The following is an 18,920-nucleotide window of genomic DNA, read 5'->3' as shown; positions in this document are numbered from 1 at the left end:
CGTTGACGGCGGGAAGCATCATTCGTACAAGCCCGCTTTCTGAATCCGCGAAGCCCCATCAGGCGCAGCTTTACTCAGCGCCGGAGGCGCCGCCTTATTATGTCCGTAACTTTTGCCGATCTCGGCCTTACGCCCACAATCCTTCGTGCTCTGGACGACGCAGGCTACGTCAAGCCGACGCCCATTCAGGCCCAGTCCATTCCGTTTCTGCTGGAAGGCCGCGATCTGCTCGGACTGGCACAGACCGGCACGGGTAAAACAGCCTCTTTCGCGCTTCCTTTGCTGCACCGGCTTGCCGAAACCCCGCGCCCAGCCCCTAAGAACGGCGCGCACATTCTGGTTCTGGCGCCCACGCGCGAACTGGTTTCGCAGATCGCGGACGGATTCGAGAGCTTCAGCCGTCACCAGCCCGTGCGTGTCACCACGATTTTCGGCGGTGTCAGTCAGGTCCATCAGGTCAAGGCGCTTGAAGAGGGCGTGGACATCATCGTCGCCGCACCGGGCCGCCTGCTGGACCTGATTGAGCAGGGCCTGTGCGATCTGTCGCAGCTTGAGGCGCTGGTGCTGGATGAAGCCGACCAGATGCTCGACATGGGCTTTGCCAAGCCGATCGAACGCATTGTCGCAACACTCCCCGCAGACCGGCACACGGTGCTGTTTTCCGCGACCATGCCGAAATCCATTACGGCCCTCGTCGAGAGCCTCCTGCGCGACCCGGCCAAGGTCGAAATCGCACCGCCCTCCACCACGGTGGACCGCATCGCGCAGTCGGTCATGTTCCTTGATGCGTCCAACAAGAAAGCGGCCCTCCTGTCCCAGCTTCAGACGCCGGGCATCGGTCAGGCCGTCGTCTTCACATTGCAAAAGAACATCGCCAACGAGGTCTGCACCTTCCTGACGGAGTCCGGCATCACGGCGGAAGCGCTGCACGGCAACCGGTCGCAGGGCCAGCGCGAGCGGGCGCTGAACGCATTCCGCGAAGGCGACGTTCAGGTTCTGGTGGCGACTGATATCGCGGCGCGCGGCATTGACGTCGATACGGTCACGCATGTCATCAACCACGACCTGCCGAGCCTGCCGGAGAGCTATGTCCACCGGATCGGCCGCACGGGCCGTGCGGGCCGCAGCGGTTTTGCCATTACGCTGTGCGATGCAGAACAGCGCGCCTGGCTCCATGCCGTGGAGCGTGAGATCGGCCGGACTCTGGACGTTCATGACAGCCATGAATGGCACTGCGAAAAGGCCCGGAACTCCACCATGCGCCCGCCCGTCCTCGGCGGCGGTCCGGTCAAGCAGGTCAAGCCGCAGAAGGTGCGCGAGCGCCGCGTCTGGACCGAAGAGGAAAAGATGGCCGCCCGTGCCGCGGCTCAGGGTGGAGCGCAGGCCGCTGGCAAAGCCTCCTGAAAACCACGTCGAGCCGGCATAAAAACCGCAAGAATCCCGGGACAGGGGCCGGTCGCGCTTGACCTTTCGGCTGACAGTCCGCACATAGCGGGCTGGATTTTCTGGCTCCGCACCGGAGCCACTGCCGCGCGCAGATCATTACCCTGTCCCTGAAGCAAGGATTCACATGTCAAAAGAAGACCTGATCGAGTTTACCGGCACCGTCATGGAACTGCTCCCCAACGCCATGTTCCGCGTCACGCTCGACAACGAGCACACCATCCTCGCCCATACGAGCGGCAAGATGCGCAAGAACCGCATCCGCGTTCTGGCCGGTGACCGCGTCAACGTCGAAATGACGCCCTACGACCTGTCCAAGGGACGGATCACGTTCCGCTTCAAGTAAGACAGTCCGCCGCATGACCGCATCCCCGTCTTCCGCAGAAGGGTCATCCGGCCTTTTGGACCGTCCGAAGCTCGTTCTGGCCTCCACCTCCCCGCGCCGCCTGAGCCTGCTGGAACAGATCGGCATCGTGCCCGACGCCGTCGTCAGCGCCGATATCGACGAAGAACCGCGCCCCGGCGAACTGCCGCGCCCGCTCGCGCAGCGCCTCGCCCGCCAGAAGGCGGAGCATGTGGCCGCGCAACGCACGGATGCCGCATTGGTTCTCGGCGCGGATACCGTGGTGTCCGTCGGTCGGCGCATCCTGCCGAAAGCCGAAGATGAAAAGACGGCCCGCGCCTGCCTGAAGCTGCTGTCGGGCCGTCGGCACAAGGTTCTGACCGCTGTTGTCCTGCGCCCGAGCGCGGGCTGGCCGCAAGGCAATTCCTGCGAGCGGCTGGTGGAAACCTTCGTCATTTTCCACCGCCTGACGGACGCACAGATCGACGCCCTGATCGCGCAGGGGGATTGGAAGGGCAAGGCGGGCGGTTATGCCATTCAGGGCGCTGCTGGCGCCCATATCCGCCAGATTGGTGGCAGCTATTCGGCTGTTGTGGGGCTGCCTTTGTTTGAAACCGCGCAGCTCCTGCGCGGACAACTGGTGGGTAAACCTTCGGGTGGCTGGATCGCATGACTGAAATCCGCGCAGCCTGTTCTCCGGGCGAAGTGCGGATTGCCGTTACCGACCATGACACGCTGCTGGACGTCGCACTCTGGCGTCCCGGCTGCCCGGATGGTCTGGAAGACTGGCACGTTGTCCGCGTCCAGAAGGCCGCCCCGGCTCTGGGCGGCGCATTCGTCCTGCTCGAAGACGACCAGAGTGGTTTTCTCCCCACACGCGATGCCCTGATCGAAGGCACTCTGCTCGCAGCCCGCGTCAGTCGCTCGGCACAGAACGGGAAAGGTCTGCGTCTGCGTAGGGCCGAAATGCCTGCCGAAGCCCCTTCCGCTCCGAAACTTCTGGAACGCGGCCCGACCCCGTTGGACGAACTGGCGGACCGTTATCGGGATGCGCCAATTTTCGTGGATGATCCGGGTATTGCCGCAAAACTGCCTGTGCGGCTGCGTCCGCGCCTTCAGCGCTGCCAGCGGGCGTTCGATGGGGCGCTTGAGGCCGATTTCGACAGTCTTGGCAGTTCTGAAGCCGATCTGGGCCTGCTGACCGCTAGTTTTTTTCCGACTCCCGCCCTGATCGCCATCGACCTCGACAGCACTGGCGCTCCTGACTTCAAGAGTAATGTCGCAGCCTTTCCAAACCTTGCCCGGCAGATCCGTCTGCGGAACCTCTCAGGCACGATTCTGGTAGATCCGGCGGGTGTAAAGACGCGCAAACGCCCCGCGCTGGTCGCATTCCTGCGCGAAGCCCTGTCCGACGATCCACTCAAGCCGGATGTTCTCGGCGCAACGCCGTCGGGGCTAATGGAACTGACGCGCCCGCGCCGTCGCCCGCCCCTTCATGAACTTCTATCTTCTCCACAGGGTCTGGCCCTGTCCATCCTGCGGACGATCCTGCGCGAAGAGCGCCCCGGACAGACGCTGACGGCCTCGATCAGCCTCATCAAGGCGCTGGAAAGTGATCCTGAAGCTCTCGCTGATTTCACGTCCCGGCGCGCGCGAACGTTAGACCTTGTCCTTGACCCCAACGCCTCCCCTGCAAGCTGGAGCCTGTCATGAGCGAGTCCACCTGCCCGATCTGCCACCGCCCCACAGATCCCCAGTTCCGCCCATTCTGCTCCCGGCACTGTGCAGACGTCGATCTGGGCCGCTGGTTCAGCGGAACATACCGCGTTCCGTCCTTTCGTCAGGACAATGACGAAGAACAGGACGAATATCGCGACGGAGAGGGTTGATCCCACCGCAATCATAAGCTACATCCCATCTCCGCAACGGGGTTCGCCCTGAAGCTCGGTGCCCAAGTAGCTCAGTTGGTAGAGCATGCGACTGAAAATCGCAGTGTCGGTGGTTCGATTCCGCCCTTGGGCACCATATTACTCCCTCAAAATGATTATCCTGCACAGCATTTCAGAGTGGCGGAATACGTGCGACTTCTGAGACCATTACGGTCTTGATCTGCGCCCGATACGGGGCGTCGTCATGATGAGCCTTTTCGTTCGACGCAGAGGGATAAAAACCTACAGGCGCTGGACAGACAACAAACAGGATATGACCTCCAGGACCGTTGCATGTCCGGGTCGGATGCGGACATAGTGCGGCATGAAGCGCCTTGACCCTTTCCTCTTCTCCCTGATCTGCGCGATTGCGCTGGCCTCCATCCTGCCCTGCCGCGGACAGATGGAGCATATCCTTCAGCATGTCGTGACGATCCTCATCACGTTCATGTTCTTCTTTCAGGGCGCGAAGCTCGAACGTCACGCCATTGTGGACAGCGTGAAGGACTGGAAACTTCAGGGTAGCGTTCTGCTCTGCACGTTCGCTCTGTTTCCTGTGCTTGGGGTCGGGCTGCATCTGCTGTTCCGGGCGGTTTTTCCCGATGCGCTGTTTGGCGAGGAACTGTGGTCGGGCGTGCTGTTCCTGTGCTGCCTGCCGTCCACCGTGCAGTCTTCCATCGCACTGACCTCCATTGCGAGGGGAAATGTCACGGCGGCGATCTGTGCTGCGACGGTTTCCAATATTGCGGGTATCGCAATGACGCCGCTGCTGACCGGGCTGGTGCTTGGACATGTGGGGGCGGAGCACTCGCCGCTGGGTTCCATCCTCGACGTGAGCAAAGAGCTTCTGCTGCCCTTCGCGCTGGGACAGATCCTTCAGAAATGGGTCGGGCCGATCGTGCGCAAGCACAAGATCCTGATCTCGTTTACCGATCGCGGATCTATCGTTGTCGTGGTCTATACCGCGTTCAGTTCCGCCGTGGTGGAGGGGATCTGGCATCGCGTTTCGGGCGCGCATCTTCTGGAGGTCGCATTGCTCGACAGTGCCATGCTGGCGCTGGTTCTGGGGCTGTCGCAGCTGATGGGCAAAGGACTGGGACAGACAACATCAAACTGCATCGCGCTTCAGTTCTGCGGATCGAAGAAGTCTCTGGCGTCAGGCGTGCCGATGGCGAGCGTCATTTTTCCGGCAGCATCGGTCGGCATTATCGTGCTGCCGCTCATGATTTATCACCAGATCCAGCTTTTCACCTGCACGCTGCTGGCCCGGCGCTATAGCACGCGATTCCTCGATACCAGCGACCAGGGGACGACGACCTCTCCGCAGCGCCGCACCGCCACACCGTAAACCTCAGCGAAGAGCGCGTCCGTCAGCACGTCTGACGACGTGCCGATGCTGGCGAGAGCACCTTCCGACAATACGGCGATCCGGGTGCAGAAACGGGCTGCAAGCGCCAGATCGTGCAGGACGACGGCCACGGCCTGACCCTGCGCCGCATAACGGTTAAACAGTTCCATGACCGTCAGGGCCTGCGCGGGGTCGAGCGCTGCGATCGGCTCATCCGCCAGCAGGACGGGAGCCTCCACCGCAAGCGCCCGGGCGAGCAGAACACGCGCGCGTTCGCCCCCTGACAGACTGGCGCAGGAGCGGTCAGCGAAGGCACGCATTCCCACGGCCTCAAGCGCCTGCTGAACGGCAGCTATGTCCTGTTTCGCCGAGGCTGTGCGGCGATGGGGCAGACGACCGAGCGTCACAACGTCCCGCACGCTCATGCCGATGGCGGCCGGGGCGTCCTGCGGGAGATAGGCCAGATGCCGCCCGCGCTGTTCGGGGGGCATGGAGAACAGGTCCTGTCCGTCCAACAAGACACGGCCGGTCTCGGGACGGAGCAGTCCGGCCATGACACGCAGGAGTGTGCTTTTGCCTGCGCCATTCGGGCCGATCACGCCAAGGACTTCACCGGGACGGACGTCGAGCGTGATGTCGTGCAGGAGCCTGTTCCCCTGAAGGGTCAGGCTGAGTGTGTCGGTTTGAAGGATCATGATCCGTGCCTCATACCGGCCGTCCGCGCAGGCGCCAGACCTGCCAGAAAAAAACCGGCGTTCCGATCAGGGAAGTGACGACGCCGAGTTGCAGTTCGGTGCCACTGACAGGCAAGCGCACGAACAGGTCCGCTGCCAGCAGCAGTGCAGCCCCTCCCAGCGCGGACGGCAACAACAGACGTGAGGGTCGCGCTCCGACGAGCGGACGCAGCAGATGCGGCATGACGAGGCCGACGAACCCAATCCCGCCCGCGACCGCCACACCACTTCCAACAGCCAACGCCGTTCCGATCACGACGCGCCACTGCACCGCACGCAGAGAAAAACCCATCGTGTGGGCCACATCTTCACCAAGGGTCAGGGCATCCAAAGACCGACCGGTCCCGAGCAGAAACCCCGACCCGATCAGCAGACCGGGCAAAGCGATCAGAACGTCATGCAGGCTCGCACGGGAAAGGGAGCCCATGAGCCAGTGCATGATTTCGTAGGAGGCATAGGGGCTCGGCACGAGATTGAGCGTCAGGGCCAGAAGCGCGGCACTCATGGAGCCCAGTGCCGCACCGGCCAGTACCAGAACGAGCGTCCCGCCGCGCGTCAGGGCCAGAAGCAGAAGCGTGGCCAACCCGGCGCCAGACAGCGCCGCCAAGGGGAGCGCAGGCGCCCAGACTGCCGAGACGCCGGTATAAAAGACGAGGACCGCCCCAAGCGCGCCGCAGCCCGAAATGCCCAATACTCCCGGATCGGCGAGCGGATTGCGGACCAGTCCCTGAAGCGCCGCCCCCGACAGACCGAGCGTCCCGCCAACCAGCAGGGCAAGAATCATGCGCGGCAGGCGGATCTGGCCGATGATGGTCGCAGCGATCGTCTCGCGGCCATGCAGCATATCGGACAGCCCCTGAAGGACGCCAATCCCCGCCGGACCCGCGGCCAGAGACAGGATGGCGAGGGCCAGAACCAATACCCCCAGAACAGCGACGATCAGGACATAACGGCTCATGGCGAAGGCTCCGCTGCAGTCAGGCGATCATGCACGGCGATCAGGGCCTCCAGCGCATCAAGGGTCTCGGGCGTGCCGCACATCGTCAGACGGCCGGGGAGTGCCAGACGGTGCGCGCCTGTAAATCGTCCCTGCAAGACGGGATGGTGAACAACATTTTCGGCCAAAGACGCGCCTTCGGAAATCATGCCGGTCACCAGAAGGTCTGGCGGATGGGCGATCAGGGTTTCCAGCGCGATGGTGCCGTCCGGCCGTTCGGAGGCGGAGAGACGGAACCCGGCGCGTTTGAGAAGATCGGAGATCAGCCCGCCCTCTTCTCCCGCAAGATTCGCACCGACAACCGTAACCGTCAGGATTTTTTCCGGCTGGGCGGGATGGAGGCTTTCAAGCCGGTCCGCAAAGGAGCGGATCATCTCCTCACCGCGCGCCTCTTCGCCAATGGCGTGGGCGACGGTCCGGATCTGAACGGGAATATCCGCAAGGGAGGCGATAGAGGGAAGCTGGACGAACGGAACGTGCAGGGCGTCCGTCACGAGCGCGGCGGTCGGGCGGTGCCATGTGCCGTCCAGAACAAGATCGGGATGAGTGGCGACGAGGTTCTCGCCGTCAGGACGCTGCACGGGATAAGTCTGTGCCAGTTCACAGCGGACGGATTCCGCGCAATCCGTCGCCAACGGGCTCAGGCCGAGGATATGGGATGGGTCCGCCAGTTCGAGCAGCAATTCGTCCGTACACAGATTAAGCGAGACGATACGGGTTCGCACCGGACCGGCACAGGCCGATCCGGCGAGAGCGCCCGACAGCAGAAGCACTGCCGCCGGAGCTGAAAGGACGTGAAGGAACGCCTTAAAGGCCAAACGTCACACCGCCGTAGAAAGACCGGCCCGGCTGGAGGTAGCCGACCGGGTTTTCATAATACCGGTTCCCCAGATTGTCGCCACGCGCAAACAGGGTGACAAAATTGGCCAGCTTGTATTCGGCGGCAATGTTCACCGTCACATAATCATGGCCGATCGTGCTCATGGACGTATACCGGTCGAGATCGTGCCAGCCGCTGACATACAGCAGGCTTGGTGTGATGCTCAGGCGCTTGGTCGGCGTCCAGATGACGCTGGCCGTGGCTTTGTGACGCGGGCGACGCACGAGAGCCGCACCCGTGCTGCGATCCGTGGCGTCCGTCCAGGTATAGGTGCCGCGCAGATCGACACTCTTGATGATGCGGTAATCAACGAATGCCTCAACACCATGCGTCTGGGCGCGGGCCACGTTGACATAGGTGTAGTTATAGCCCGACAGCGCGGTATTGATGAGATTGCGGACATGGTTGCCGTAATAGTCGGCACCGAAGGTCAGCTTGCCGTTCAGAAGGCGCTCTTCAAACCCGGCGTCAAAGCCCAGAAGGCGCTCGGCCCGCAGGTTCGGGTTCGCGAGGAAATAATAGGCCGGGTAGCTGACGAAAAGCTGGTTCAGGGACGGGCCGTGGAAGCCCGAGCCACCGCTGGCCTTAAGCGTCAGACCCGTTCCGGGGATTTTTACAGCCGGGGCCACACGCCATGTCACGTAATTGCCGTAACGCGAATTGTTGTCGTAGCGGATATTGGCCGAGCCGAAGAGAATGTCGTGCCAGTGCCCCTCAAGCTGCCCCCAGGCGGCGTTCGTCGTGGTCTGGGCGTCGATCGGTGTCAGGATGCGCTCGCGGATATAATCATATCCAACGAGGAAAGAGCCGTTATGACCGAGATGGGTCAGGCCCTGCCAGTCCACTTTCAACCGGTCGCCACGATTGGACGCGATGTCTGATTCCCCGGCCGTGATGTCGTGACGGCGATAGGTGACGTACCCGACGCCCAGCGTCTGCTCGAACACACCCTTGAAGGATTTCAGATGGGCCGTTCCGCGCAGGATGGCCTGTTTGAGATCGCTCTCATTCTGCTGGGCTGAGGGCAGCGTCGGGTAGGAACTGTAATCGTCGGCGACGTATTCGTAATCCGCCTGCGTCAGATGGGCCGTGAAGCCGAGATCGAAATTGTCCGTCACGTCATAGCCGAGGCGCACATTGGCGGTGCGGTTGTCGTTGCGGTTGGACGCAATGTCATGGCCGTGAACCTGTGCGCGAATGTCTTTCGGCACGGCCTGATAATCGCCGACATGGTTGTGCGAGACTTCGACCATATAATGAAAGCGATGAAGCGATCCCGAGAACCCGGCCGTCTGGTTCTTGGTGGAATAGCTGCCGCCTTCGAGCCGGACGAAACCGTGCAGCGGCCCCTGCCCCTGCTTGGTCGTCATATCGATGACACCACCCATCGCATCCGCACCATACAGGCCGCTCTGCGGTCCGCGCAGGATTTCCACGCGGGCCAGCCCATCCGTCAGGAACTGCGCCGTATCGAACGCCCCGGCCGGGGTGGACGGATCGTTGATGTCCATCCCGTCCAGCCGCACTTTCACTTCGTTGGCGTTGGTGCCGCGCATGAAGATCGACCCCGTACCACCGGGGCCACCCGTCCGCACCATGTTCAGGCCCGGCTCACGAGACAGAAGGTCCGCGAGGTCACGCCGCTGGAGCAGTTCAATGTCACGCTGGGTCACAACCGTAACCTGCGAGCCGACCTTGCTCAGATCCTGCGGGATGCGGTTCGCCGTCACCGTAACAGTCTCGGGGATGGACGATGAAACGGCTTTCGGAGCCGGAGATGCCTTGGGCTTCGGCGGCGAAACCGGCTCCTGTGCCGGCACGGACGCCAGCGCCGGAACAGCGACGAGCATGCTTGTCGCAAGAAGAAGGCGGGAGATACGGGGCATGGTGATGGTGGTGTCTCGTCGTTCTGCGTTGCCCTCAAGAAGGAGGCAGACCCGCCGTCGCGCAGTCTGACCCGGCGTTCCGATGCACCCCGCCCGGACCGTCCTTCGGACAACTCATGCTGACGGCAGGTCTCCTGGCTCATGCTCCGTCTTCAGGCCCCTTCCCGGCCTGCGCCAGTGGGTTCATGTCCTGAAATCGCGCCACCCGCCTTGTGAGGCAGCAGCCAGCATTTACAGTTGCGGGGGCAGCCGCAGTTTCACACTGCATTCCCTTTTCACCCGCGCAAACGGGCACCGTCAGCTGTCATGAAGCGCCCTGCACAGGGCAAGTCAAATACAAAAGACCTTTTGTGACAGATTTGACACAGTAAAGTCCGCAACATGGCTTTCACTCTGTTACAATCTACCCTTTGCCTCTGTTTCCTAGCGCCGCCAGTGTCCGTCTCAACAGAGACCGGATCAGGACACGCTCATGACGCCCCCTTCTGCCGTTCGGATGACTGACGAGACCCATGTCCTTCTCGCTGACCCCGTCGATCGCGGGCCAGAAGGATCCGGCCTTCCGCAGCGGATGTTGTGTCAGTTGTTCGGAGTACAGCAGTATCCCGATGTCCATGCGCGTGCCGCCGATCTGCGACTGCGGCTCCCGCTCGGTCGAAAGCGTCTTCAGCGGCTTGAACGTATCCGGGAAGCCGGGGCCATGTTCATTCATGTTCCCAAAAATGGCGGCACGTCGGTCTGTGACCTGCTCTATGGCGGGATCATGCTTCATGAGACATGGCGTTATTATCATCATGTCGCGCCAGAACTCTGTCGGACCGTACCCAGCTTTGCAATCTGGCGCGATCCTGTGAAGCGTTTCGTATCCGCATGGTCTTTTGCACGGCGCGGCGGAACGACGCGAGTCAGAATCCATCCCTCCGTCAGTGGACTCTACCGCTCATTCCACACGCTGGATGATGCCATCGATCATGTGGAATCCTGCTCCTCCGTTTATGACATGGACCATGTGTTCCGGCCCCAGAGCCTTTATGTCTGTGATCGGAATGGTCGGCTTGCGGTGGATCAGCTTATTCCGATGGACCGGATCTCGTCTCTCCCCGATCTGGTGCCCACCCTGCGTGGCCGGATCGTGCCTCATCTGAACGGCAACACCCACGATGCCGCGGCTACCCCAGCGCAGGCCAAGAGGATTCGACAGATCTACAGCGCAGATGAAGATTTGCGTCCTGCAAGATAATGTTTCGAAACGATCTTTGTTCAGAAAAACAGGATATGTCTTCCAAATGTCACAATCAGCGGGGAGTTTCCTAGCATTTATCGCCGTTCCGAAGGTGAAATGTGACTAAATTGCCATACCCCCCTCATGTCATAGTGTATCACACCACATCTGATTGAAATGAGGCATGCACTCATGCTTTTTCTCGGCCGAAAGTTCACCTGACCGAGAAAGACCGAAAACACAATGCGCCTTGCTCGCCTGCTTTCGACTTCGGCCCTGTTTGCGTTTGGTACGGTGTCGGCATTTGCCGCACCCGCAAACAGCACGGCTCCTTCCACGAAGAAGAGCCCTACGAAAGTCGCTGCTGCCGCTCCGTCCATGATGGGCAACACGGCTCCAACAGACGAACATGAAGAACATGTCTCTGTCAGCGGTCATCACACCTATTTCGATGGCGTAACACGCCGCGATGTTGGTGGTGGTCTGATGCAGAAACAGGACGCAGCGAAGTCCGTTTCAGCCATCTCGCGCGACTACATCGAAAAGCAGGCACCGGGTCAGGACCCGATGCAGCTCATCGCTCTGCTTCCGGGTGCAAACGTCACGTCCTCCGATCCGGCAGGTCTGACAGGCAGCCATATGAGCGCCCGCGGCCTCGACCAATCGCAAATGGGCTTCACGCTTGAAGGCTTCCCGCTCAACGATATCGGGAACTTCGCGGTCTACTCCCAGGAAATCGTGGACTCCGAAAACCTGCGCAAGATCAGCCTCGCACAGGGTTCTGCTGACCTCGACAGCCCTCATCTGAGCGCCACCGGCGGCGTGGTCGACATGTATATGATCGACCCAAAGATGAAAAAGGGTGGCGCATTCGACGTCTCTTACGGTTCCTATGACTACACGCGCGGCTTCCTGCGTCTGGACACCGGAAAAATCGGCAACACCAATCTGCGCGCCTACTTCTCTGGCTCCTATGCCACAGAAGACGCCATCCACTCTGAAGCAACGAACCGCAAGCTCCATGCTGAAGCGAAATTCGTGAACGACTGGGGTGATGGCAACCGCGTCTCGCTCGCCATCGTCGGAAACCGCCTCTATAACTACCTGTCACCAAGCGTAAATCTTCCATCGTGGAATGCGTATGGTTTTGGCGAGAAAACGGGTTTCGTTGCACCGTGTTATGCGGGTTCCACTTGCACTCGCCCGAATGGAACCACCTTTAAAAACACAAGCAACGCCACAATAAACAATACAGTATATAATGGAACATACAAAGAAAACAATAGTAATTACTACAAACTTCATCAAAATCCATTTACCAATATCTATACTAGTGCCCCATCGACCTTCAAGTTGACGGATCACCTCGTCCTCACGGAAACCCCTTACTTCTGGTACGGTGATGGCAGCGGCGGCGGTGCTTACACGACACCAACCAGTTGGGGCGCCACGAGCATGACTGGCACACTAAACGGCAAAAAGCCCTCTAACAGCACGCTGATGTATGAGCCCTCGCTCACCACGACCTATCGCCCGGGTGCCGTCACGAAACTGACGCTGACAACCGGCGTTAATCGCCTGATGGTCGGATACTGGTTCGAATACGCCAAGCAAATCCAGACGGCGCCTGCAACGGGCATCGCATCCAACGGTACACCCTGGAACATCTGGGGCAGTGGTCCGAACTTCATCTTCAATGACGGCACGACCTATCAGTACCGCGCCAGTTTGACCCAGACCCGCACCCACGTCATGTTTATTGGTGACAGCCTGTCGCTGCTGAACAACAAGCTGACCATTGATGCCGGTTTGAAGTATGCGATTGTCATGCGTGACGGTCACAATATGCTGCCCGATACGTCGACAGGCCCTTACATTAACAAAACATTCTACCAGCCCCTGCCAACAGCATCGATCCGCTATCAGATCAATCCGGAAATGCAGGTCTTCGTGTCTGGTGCGACAAACTTCCGTATCCCGATGAACTACTCGCTCTATGACGCGGGTACATATTATAAAAACGGCGGATACAGCACGCAGGCCAATGCAAACCAACAGCCTGAAATTTCCATTTCGGAAGAAGCCGGCTGGCGTTACACAGGCCCAACGGTCATGGCCTCAATCACGTACTTCCACTACAACTTCACAAACCGTCTGTTCTCTCAGACCGAGTGCCTGAATGCGTCGTGCAGCAACTACGCCACGACGAACATCAATGCCGGTGGCCAGAGCACGAACGGTGTGGATGCCGAAATCGGAACACGTCCGATTTTCTATCACCTGCGGCCCTATGCGTCCTTCGAGTACGTTGACGCCCGGACCACCAGTAACCTGCGTGCTGGTAGCGGTGCATCAAGCGACTACCTGCATACCGCTGGAAAATTTGCTCCTGAGACCCCCAAATACCAAGTTGGCTTCAACCTCGACTATGACGACGGTAATATCTTTGGCGCTTACAGCCTGAAGTACGTTGCCAAGCAGTATTCGACATTCATGGACGACCAGCACATTCCGGGTTACGTTAAAATGAATATCTCGGTCGGCTATCGCTTCAAAAACCTGGGCTTCCTGCAAGCACCGAACATCAAATTCAACCTGACCAACATCACCAACAACCATTACCTCGGTTTTCCGACCGGCGTTCAGACCAACGCACAAACACAGCGCGGGATATTCGGAACCACCGTCAAAGGAACAGCTCCGACGTACATGATCGCGGCACCGTTCGCTGCAACCGGTTCCATCAGCGCTGGTTTCTGATCCTTCAAATCTTGTTAACCCTGAATGCCCCATGCCGGTCTCCGGCATGGGGTTTTTTTATGCCTGCAAAAGTATTCCCAGCATGACGCTGCGCTCTTGCGCTCCATGGGGCAATATGGCCATTTAAATCCACATTAGCGACACATAAGGAAAGACGGTGGGCAGAACGAAAACGACGGACAGGTCAGCTCTGGATATCTATCTGGGCGCTCTTCGGGATCATCTGTCCATTGAATCCAAGGCCATCGAGACCGCACTTTCCGAACTGCCCGTGTGTGAGCAGTATCCGGGGCTGTGCCAGCGGATGGAGCAGGATCTGGCGATGGGGCGGAGCCATGCGCGGGAGATCACGATCCTTCTGTCGCGGCACGGGCACCCTGCCCCGGTTCCGCATGAGACGGTATCGTCCATTCTCAGCACCGTCTCGGGGCTGTTGCATGGCGGCGAAACGCGGGACGTTCTGAAGAACGTGCTGGCGGCGAGTGGATACCGGGCGCATCAGATCACGTCACTTCAGATGCTGATCGTGTTGGCGGGGCAACTTGGTTTTACGCAGGATGCAGCGACACTGGAATGTCTGAAGGACGAAGAGACAGCTTCGGTCGAGGCGCTTGAGAGCCTGATGCCGGATATCGTGTCGCAATATCTGGCGGCGGCCTGATCCTAGCGGGGCTGCTTGCAAGACATCGTGGAGGGCGTAAACTTCGCGGATGTCCTCTTTCCGATTTCTCCACGCTGCTGACATTCACCTCGACAGCCCCCTGAGGGGGCTGAGCCGTTACGAAGGGCTTCCCGAAGAGGAAATCCGGGGGGCCACACGGCGCGCGCTGGACCGGCTGGTCGAGACGGCCCTGACTGAAAAAATCGATTTCGTTATTCTGGCGGGGGACCTGTATGACGGGACCTGGCAGGATGTGGGGACCGGACTTTACATGCTCAAAGCCCTGAGCCGACTGGTTCAGGCGGGCATCCGGGTCGTGACGCTTTCGGGCAATCATGATGCGCAGTCGGTCATTGCGCGCGAACTGCCGCTGCCCGACGGAATTAAGCATTTTTCCTATGAGGCCCCGCAGACATTTCACTGGCCGGAACTCGGCGTGGCGCTGCATGGACAGAGTTTTCGCGACCGTCATGTCCCGCATGACATGACGCGGGCCTATCCCGCGCCTGTCGCGGGGTGTTTCAATATTGGGGTGCTGCATACGTCGCTGTCGGGATATGGGGAACACGAGACCTACGCGCCCTGCTCCGTCGAAACGCTATCGGCGAAGGGATATGATTACTGGGCGCTGGGGCATGTCCATGCGCGCGAAATCGTCTGTGAGCATCCGTGGATTGTGTTTCCGGGCGTGCTTCAGGGGCGTCATGCGCGCGAGACCGGGGCCTGTGGTTGTGCTCTAGTGAGCGTTGAGGATGGGGTCGTCCGCTCGGTCGATTTCGTGAACTGTGATGTCGTGCGCTGGTGTCGGCTGGAACTGGATGTCAGCGACATTCAGAGCATGGATGGTGTTCTGGGGGCCGCGCGGCGGGAGATGGAACACGCTCTTTCCCAAGCGGAGGGACGCACAGTGGTTGCGCGGATTGTGCTGACGGGACGCAGCGTTTTGCATGACCGGTTATGTGCGTCGCGAGGTTGGGAGGACGATCTGCGGGGCATTGCGGTGTCGATGGCGCAGGAGTCCGCCGACGGGACGGCACAGATTGCGCTGGAGAAAATCCGCAACGAGACGTCCGCGCCCCGTCGGCAGAGCGGCGTGGCAGAAACGCGGGAGCTTGATCTAGCGCTGGACGGACTCATGCAGGACGAGGCGTTTCTGACCTCCCTGCCCGACGATTTCGAAGGATTTTTCTCTGCCCTGCCCTCCTGTGTGGAGCGTGACAGCCTGATACCGGAGGGGCAGTTCCCGCTTGAACAGGCGCGGGCGGCATTAAGGGCGCGGCTGTTGGGGGAGACGGAATAATGCGGTTCGAACGCCTCGATCTTCTGCGTTATGGCGGATTTCAGGAGACCACGCTGAATTTTCCGAAAGGGGCGCGGGACCTGCACGTTATTTACGGTGCGAATGAAGCCGGGAAATCGACGACGCTCTGTGCGATCCGGGATTTCCTGTTCGGGTTCCCGCACCATATCGCCGGGGACTGGATGACGGCGGCATCGCTGCTGCGGGTCGGGGCCAGTCTGGAACAGGATGGAACGGTTTTTGAGGGCGTGCGGCGCCGGGGGCGGACCCAGACGCTGTTTGCAGCGGATGACAGGACGCCGTTGGAGGATCTGCCATTGCGGACCTGGCTGGGGGGACTGGATTCGAAAGGATTTGAGGCGGCCTGGGCGCTGGATCATACGCGACTGCGTGAGGGCGGCGAGGAGATGCGCCGCCTGAAAGACGATGCCGGACTTCAGATTCTGGCGGCCGGACTGGGACTTGAGGGCGTTGGAAAACTGAGTGCGCGACTGCAGGAAGATGTCGGTGCGGAATGGAAATCGGGACGCGCACGCTCGGCGTTGCAACAGGCCAGACTGAAGCTGACGGCGTTACAGACGGCACTACGGAGCGACGTCGTAACCGTCAAAAAACTTTCTGTTGCGAATAAGGAACTTTCTGAATCAGAAACAGACAAACAATCCTGCGATGCAGCAGCACAGGAACTTGGCACACGCCGCAGAACCAATTCCCGACTGAAAATGATATCCGTTCCTTTTCAGAAACTAATTCAAATTGAAACGGAAATAGGTTTTTTTTCGAACTGGAATCTAACGATTGAAGACTGTACTCGTTTTGAGAATATTCTTGAATTGTTACAACGTGAAGCTCACAACGCCTCTATTTTACGACAGCGGTTCGAAGCGTTATGCGAGAAAATTCAGGCATTTGGCGACACCTCCCCAGTTTTTGCGGAACAGGATGCCATCCAAGCGCTTCTGAAGCGCAGCGATCTGGTTGCGCTCCTTGAAACAAAGGTCGAAGAGCGGAAAATACGACTGACGCGGGATGCGATTTCGCTCGAACAGTTCTGGGCACGGCATGGTTGTGAGGCAGGTGCGTTACCCAATCGGGAAGAACTGGACGATCTGGGTCAGAGGCTTCAGGCGCGGGCGCTGTTGCGGACACAGGAACAGGATCTGCGAGCGCGGCTTCAGGAAACGGAGCAGGCGCTGAATATTCTGCATCCTCAGTCCGTTTCGGAAACGAACGAAAAAATCCGTCCTGAAAATCTGCGCCGGTTCCGATTGGAGCTGGATGAAGCCCGCAGTCTGGGCGCTCTGGACGACCGGATCGACAGTCTTGCCGCCGAAGTCTTGCGGTTGGGAGACGCCACGGCTGCGGCTTATGGGGCGCTGATGCCATGGCGCGCTAGCACGGCCGATCGCAAGGGAGAACTAACAGCACTTGCCCTGCCTGATGGAACAGCATTGGAGGACGAGGCACGGCTCTGGGCAACGTTGGACGAACAGCGGCGCGTTGCACGGGACGAGACGCAGGCGGCGGAAACGGAAGGGGCGCGTCTGGCACAGCAGTGTCGGCGTCTGGAAGAAGACGGGCAGGCCGTGTCGTGGGAGCAGCTTTCCGCAGCACGACAGGAACGCGACCGGCTCTGGCAGAGCATGGAGGATCAGTTCCACTCCGGCGGGTGCCCCGCTCCTGCGACGCGGGAGGCGTTCGGGGTTCTGATCCAGAATGCGGATAGTCTGGCGGACCGACGCCATGCCCATGCCGAACAGTCGGCGCAGCTTGCGACCCTGTTGCGTCAGGGTGAGGATCTTGCGCTTCGGGCGGAGGAAGCCCGTCGTCGGGGGATGCGGGCGCAGGACGAACTGGACCGGCGTCAGACCACGTGGAGCGCTTTGCTGGAAACATTCGGGGCGCCGGTGCTGCCGCCTGCGTCATTGCAGGTCTGGGTGGCCCGGCGACAGGAGGCTCTGGCCGCTGAAGAGGCGTTGCAGAGTGCGAAAAAGCAGCTTCAGGCCGCGACGGACAGCCGGGCCGATATGAGCCGACGATTGCGGGTTTTTGGCGTGGAATCTACGTCCGAGCAACTGGCGGCTCAGATCCGGCAGGCGACATCCTTGCTGGAGCAGGGCGAAGACGAGGCCAAGACGGCGGATGCGCGGAAAAAGGATCGCCTCCAGCGGGAAGAGGCTTTACTTAAAGACCGGGCGGCCCTGTCCGGCGTGGAGCAGAAGCTGGCGTTTTGGGAAGAAGACTGGGCACGGGCGTGTCGGGACTGTCGCTATCCGGGGCGGGCGGAGCAGGCCGATCTGCGGGATGTGGCAGAGGCGCTGACAATCCAGACGCGGCTGGAGAGCGAGCAGAAGGAACAGGACACCGAAGCGCGCGATATCGCAGCGTTCCGTACGGAACTGGGCGGGTTTCTTCAGCGCTACGGGCAGGGATCTGCGGCAGAGCTTGAGCGGTTTCTGACGCTGGAACTGGAGCGCGAGCGGGAACGGAAGTCCGTTATGCAGCAGCACGCGGCTCTTACGAACGAGATCGCGCAGGCCGATCTGCGAATTGTCGAACTGGAGCAGGGGCTGGACCCTGCGCGCCGTCTTCTGGGTCTTGGGGCAGAGGACGACCTGCGTCATGCGTTATCCCGGGCACGGGAGCGAGCAGGGCTGTGCGACAGGCGCGACGAGTTGCGGGAGCAGATTCTTCAGGCCGGGAATGGCCGCTCCCTTGAGTCGCTTTTGGACGAAGCACGTATGACGGACCCCGAGCAGCTTGAGCGGGACTTCGAGGAGATCGAAGCTGAAACGATTGCACTCGATGCCCGCAGATCAGCAGTGACAGAACGGCTATTGCAGGCGCGAAGCGTGCTGGCGGAGTTGGAAAGTGCCCGTGGAGTGCGTGAGGTCGCGGAAGATATTCAGGAAACAGAAGCGGAAATTGCCGAGCGGGCCAGCCGGTATGTTTCGCTCCGGCTCCAGCAGTTGATGCTGTCACGGCTGGTGGAGCAGGGCCGTCAGCAGGCGCATGGACCTCTTCTGTCGCGGGCGGGGGCCCTGTTCTCACGTCTGACACTTGGGCGTTATGAAGGGCTTGTGACGGAAGAGAGCGGGCCGGACGGGCTGGTTCTGGCGGGGCAGCGCATGGCGAGCACAACGCCTGTTCCGGTTCACGCCATGAGCGAGGGCACACGCGATCAGCTTTATCTGGCGCTGCGTCTGGCGTCAGTTGAGCAAGCTCTGGAGAGGGGCATTCGTCTGCCATTTTTGGCGGATGATCTGTTCGTGACGTTCGATGAAGAGCGAACGAATGTCGGATTACAGATATTGGTGGAGTTTTCAGAGAAAACGCAGGTTTTATTTTTTACCCACCATGGGTATATAACAAATAAATCAAAAGAAATTCCATACATTATAAAGCTATAATTTATTAT

Annotated in this window: 15 protein-coding genes, 1 tRNA gene and 1 riboswitch; of the genes, 12 read left to right on the top strand and 4 right to left on the bottom strand. The window is 60.2% G+C overall.

Annotated features, from left to right (window positions below; translation table 11 throughout):
- The first annotated feature begins 99 nt into the window (after positions 1–99).
- From GKO01_RS04525 to GKO01_RS04495, 7 genes are all read left to right on the top strand, one after another.
- A complete protein-coding gene (locus GKO01_RS04525; protein ID WP_099285962.1) occupies positions 100–1,404 on the top strand; it encodes a DEAD/DEAH box helicase in 1,305 nt (434 codons plus the stop codon).
- Positions 1,405–1,570: 166 nt separating this feature from the next.
- Entirely contained in the window at positions 1,571–1,789 is a 219-nt protein-coding gene (infA, locus tag GKO01_RS04520; protein ID WP_007282896.1) for a translation initiation factor IF-1, read from the top strand.
- A gap of 13 nt (positions 1,790–1,802) precedes the next feature.
- On the top strand, positions 1,803–2,459 hold the full coding sequence (locus tag GKO01_RS04515) for a Maf family protein (protein WP_099285961.1): 657 nt from the start codon (positions 1,803–1,805) through the stop codon (positions 2,457–2,459).
- Complete coding sequence (locus tag GKO01_RS04510) at positions 2,456–3,499, top strand: ribonuclease E/G (protein ID WP_099285960.1); 1,044 nt, start codon at positions 2,456–2,458, stop codon at positions 3,497–3,499. Before GKO01_RS04515 ends, GKO01_RS04510 begins: the two co-directional genes overlap by 4 nt.
- Complete coding sequence (locus tag GKO01_RS04505) at positions 3,496–3,675, top strand: DNA gyrase inhibitor YacG (RefSeq protein ID WP_062032836.1); 180 nt, start codon at positions 3,496–3,498, stop codon at positions 3,673–3,675. The genes GKO01_RS04510 and GKO01_RS04505 overlap by 4 nt, the downstream gene beginning before the upstream one ends.
- A 60-nt stretch (positions 3,676–3,735) precedes the next feature.
- Positions 3,736–3,811 (top strand) — tRNA-Phe (locus GKO01_RS04500).
- Positions 3,812–4,039: 228 nt separating this feature from the next.
- On the top strand, positions 4,040–5,062 hold the full coding sequence (locus GKO01_RS04495) for a bile acid:sodium symporter family protein (protein ID WP_099285959.1): 1,023 nt from the start codon (positions 4,040–4,042) through the stop codon (positions 5,060–5,062).
- On the opposite strand, the gene GKO01_RS04490 is transcribed toward GKO01_RS04495, so the two are convergent.
- From GKO01_RS04490 to GKO01_RS04475, 4 genes are read right to left on the bottom strand one after another with little or no spacing between them, the layout of a single operon-like run.
- Complete coding sequence (locus GKO01_RS04490) at positions 4,987–5,757, bottom strand: ABC transporter ATP-binding protein (RefSeq protein ID WP_099285958.1); 771 nt, start codon at positions 5,755–5,757, stop codon at positions 4,987–4,989. The two genes, GKO01_RS04495 and GKO01_RS04490, sit on opposite strands and share 76 nt — an antisense overlap.
- 10 nt (positions 5,758–5,767) lie before the next feature.
- A complete protein-coding gene (locus GKO01_RS04485; protein ID WP_099285957.1) occupies positions 5,768–6,754 on the bottom strand; it encodes a FecCD family ABC transporter permease in 987 nt (328 codons plus the stop codon).
- Positions 6,751–7,566, bottom strand: coding sequence for an ABC transporter substrate-binding protein (locus GKO01_RS04480; RefSeq protein WP_167383429.1), 816 nt, complete (start codon positions 7,564–7,566; stop codon positions 6,751–6,753). Before GKO01_RS04480 ends, GKO01_RS04485 begins: the two co-directional genes overlap by 4 nt.
- Positions 7,567–7,600: 34 nt before the next feature.
- Entirely contained in the window at positions 7,601–9,559 is a 1,959-nt protein-coding gene (locus tag GKO01_RS04475) for a TonB-dependent receptor plug domain-containing protein (RefSeq protein ID WP_244901323.1), read from the bottom strand.
- 107 nt (positions 9,560–9,666) lie between these two features.
- Positions 9,667–9,873, bottom strand: a riboswitch (cobalamin riboswitch).
- 158 nt (positions 9,874–10,031) lie between these two features.
- On the opposite strand from GKO01_RS04475, the gene GKO01_RS04470 reads away from it, so the two are divergent.
- The 5 genes from GKO01_RS04470 (at position 10,032) to GKO01_RS04450 (ending at position 18,912) form a co-directional block, all read left to right on the top strand.
- Positions 10,032–10,799, top strand: a complete 768-nt coding sequence (locus tag GKO01_RS04470; RefSeq protein ID WP_244901322.1) for a sulfotransferase family protein — start codon at positions 10,032–10,034, stop codon at positions 10,797–10,799.
- Between the two features lie 225 nt (positions 10,800–11,024).
- Positions 11,025–13,541, top strand: coding sequence for a TonB-dependent receptor (locus GKO01_RS04465; protein WP_099285955.1), 2,517 nt, complete (start codon positions 11,025–11,027; stop codon positions 13,539–13,541).
- A 157-nt stretch (positions 13,542–13,698) separates the two neighbouring features.
- A complete protein-coding gene (locus GKO01_RS04460; RefSeq protein ID WP_099285954.1) occupies positions 13,699–14,202 on the top strand; it encodes a DUF892 family protein in 504 nt (167 codons plus the stop codon).
- A 49-nt stretch (positions 14,203–14,251) separates the two neighbouring features.
- A complete protein-coding gene (locus GKO01_RS04455) occupies positions 14,252–15,502 on the top strand; it encodes a metallophosphoesterase family protein (protein ID WP_099285953.1) in 1,251 nt (416 codons plus the stop codon).
- Positions 15,502–18,912, top strand: coding sequence for an AAA family ATPase (locus GKO01_RS04450; RefSeq protein WP_099285952.1), 3,411 nt, complete (start codon positions 15,502–15,504; stop codon positions 18,910–18,912). The genes GKO01_RS04455 and GKO01_RS04450 overlap by 1 nt, the downstream gene beginning before the upstream one ends.
- The last annotated feature ends 8 nt before the right edge of the window (positions 18,913–18,920 follow it).

The sequence above is a fragment of the Gluconobacter kondonii genome, assembly GCF_002723995.1.
Taxonomy (GTDB): domain Bacteria; phylum Pseudomonadota; class Alphaproteobacteria; order Acetobacterales; family Acetobacteraceae; genus Gluconobacter; species Gluconobacter kondonii.
Note: the sequence above shows the minus strand (reverse complement) of the source record. Positions and strands in the feature narration are given on the sequence as shown.

What these genes read in the sequence shown, in the direction of transcription:
- GKO01_RS04505 (WP_062032836.1), top strand. Translation starts at nt 3,496, where the DNA reads ATGAGCGAGTCCACCTGCCCGATCTGCCACCGCCCCACAGATCCCCAG.
- GKO01_RS04515 (WP_099285961.1), top strand. Translation starts at nt 1,803, where the DNA reads ATGACCGCATCCCCGTCTTCCGCAGAAGGGTCATCCGGCCTTTTGGAC.
- GKO01_RS04450 (WP_099285952.1), top strand. Translation starts at nt 15,502, where the DNA reads ATGCGGTTCGAACGCCTCGATCTTCTGCGTTATGGCGGATTTCAGGAG.
- infA (WP_007282896.1), top strand. Translation starts at nt 1,571, where the DNA reads ATGTCAAAAGAAGACCTGATCGAGTTTACCGGCACCGTCATGGAACTG.
- GKO01_RS04510 (WP_099285960.1), top strand. Translation starts at nt 2,456, where the DNA reads ATGACTGAAATCCGCGCAGCCTGTTCTCCGGGCGAAGTGCGGATTGCC.
- GKO01_RS04485 (WP_099285957.1), bottom strand. Translation starts at nt 6,754, where the DNA reads ATGAGCCGTTATGTCCTGATCGTCGCTGTTCTGGGGGTATTGGTTCTG.
- GKO01_RS04470 (WP_244901322.1), top strand. Translation starts at nt 10,032, where the DNA reads ATGACGCCCCCTTCTGCCGTTCGGATGACTGACGAGACCCATGTCCTT.
- GKO01_RS04455 (WP_099285953.1), top strand. Translation starts at nt 14,252, where the DNA reads ATGTCCTCTTTCCGATTTCTCCACGCTGCTGACATTCACCTCGACAGC.
- GKO01_RS04495 (WP_099285959.1), top strand. Translation starts at nt 4,040, where the DNA reads ATGAAGCGCCTTGACCCTTTCCTCTTCTCCCTGATCTGCGCGATTGCG.
- GKO01_RS04475 (WP_244901323.1), bottom strand. Translation starts at nt 9,559, where the DNA reads ATGCCCCGTATCTCCCGCCTTCTTCTTGCGACAAGCATGCTCGTCGCT.
- GKO01_RS04525 (WP_099285962.1), top strand. Translation starts at nt 100, where the DNA reads ATGTCCGTAACTTTTGCCGATCTCGGCCTTACGCCCACAATCCTTCGT.
- GKO01_RS04490 (WP_099285958.1), bottom strand. Translation starts at nt 5,757, where the DNA reads ATGATCCTTCAAACCGACACACTCAGCCTGACCCTTCAGGGGAACAGG.
- GKO01_RS04465 (WP_099285955.1), top strand. Translation starts at nt 11,025, where the DNA reads ATGCGCCTTGCTCGCCTGCTTTCGACTTCGGCCCTGTTTGCGTTTGGT.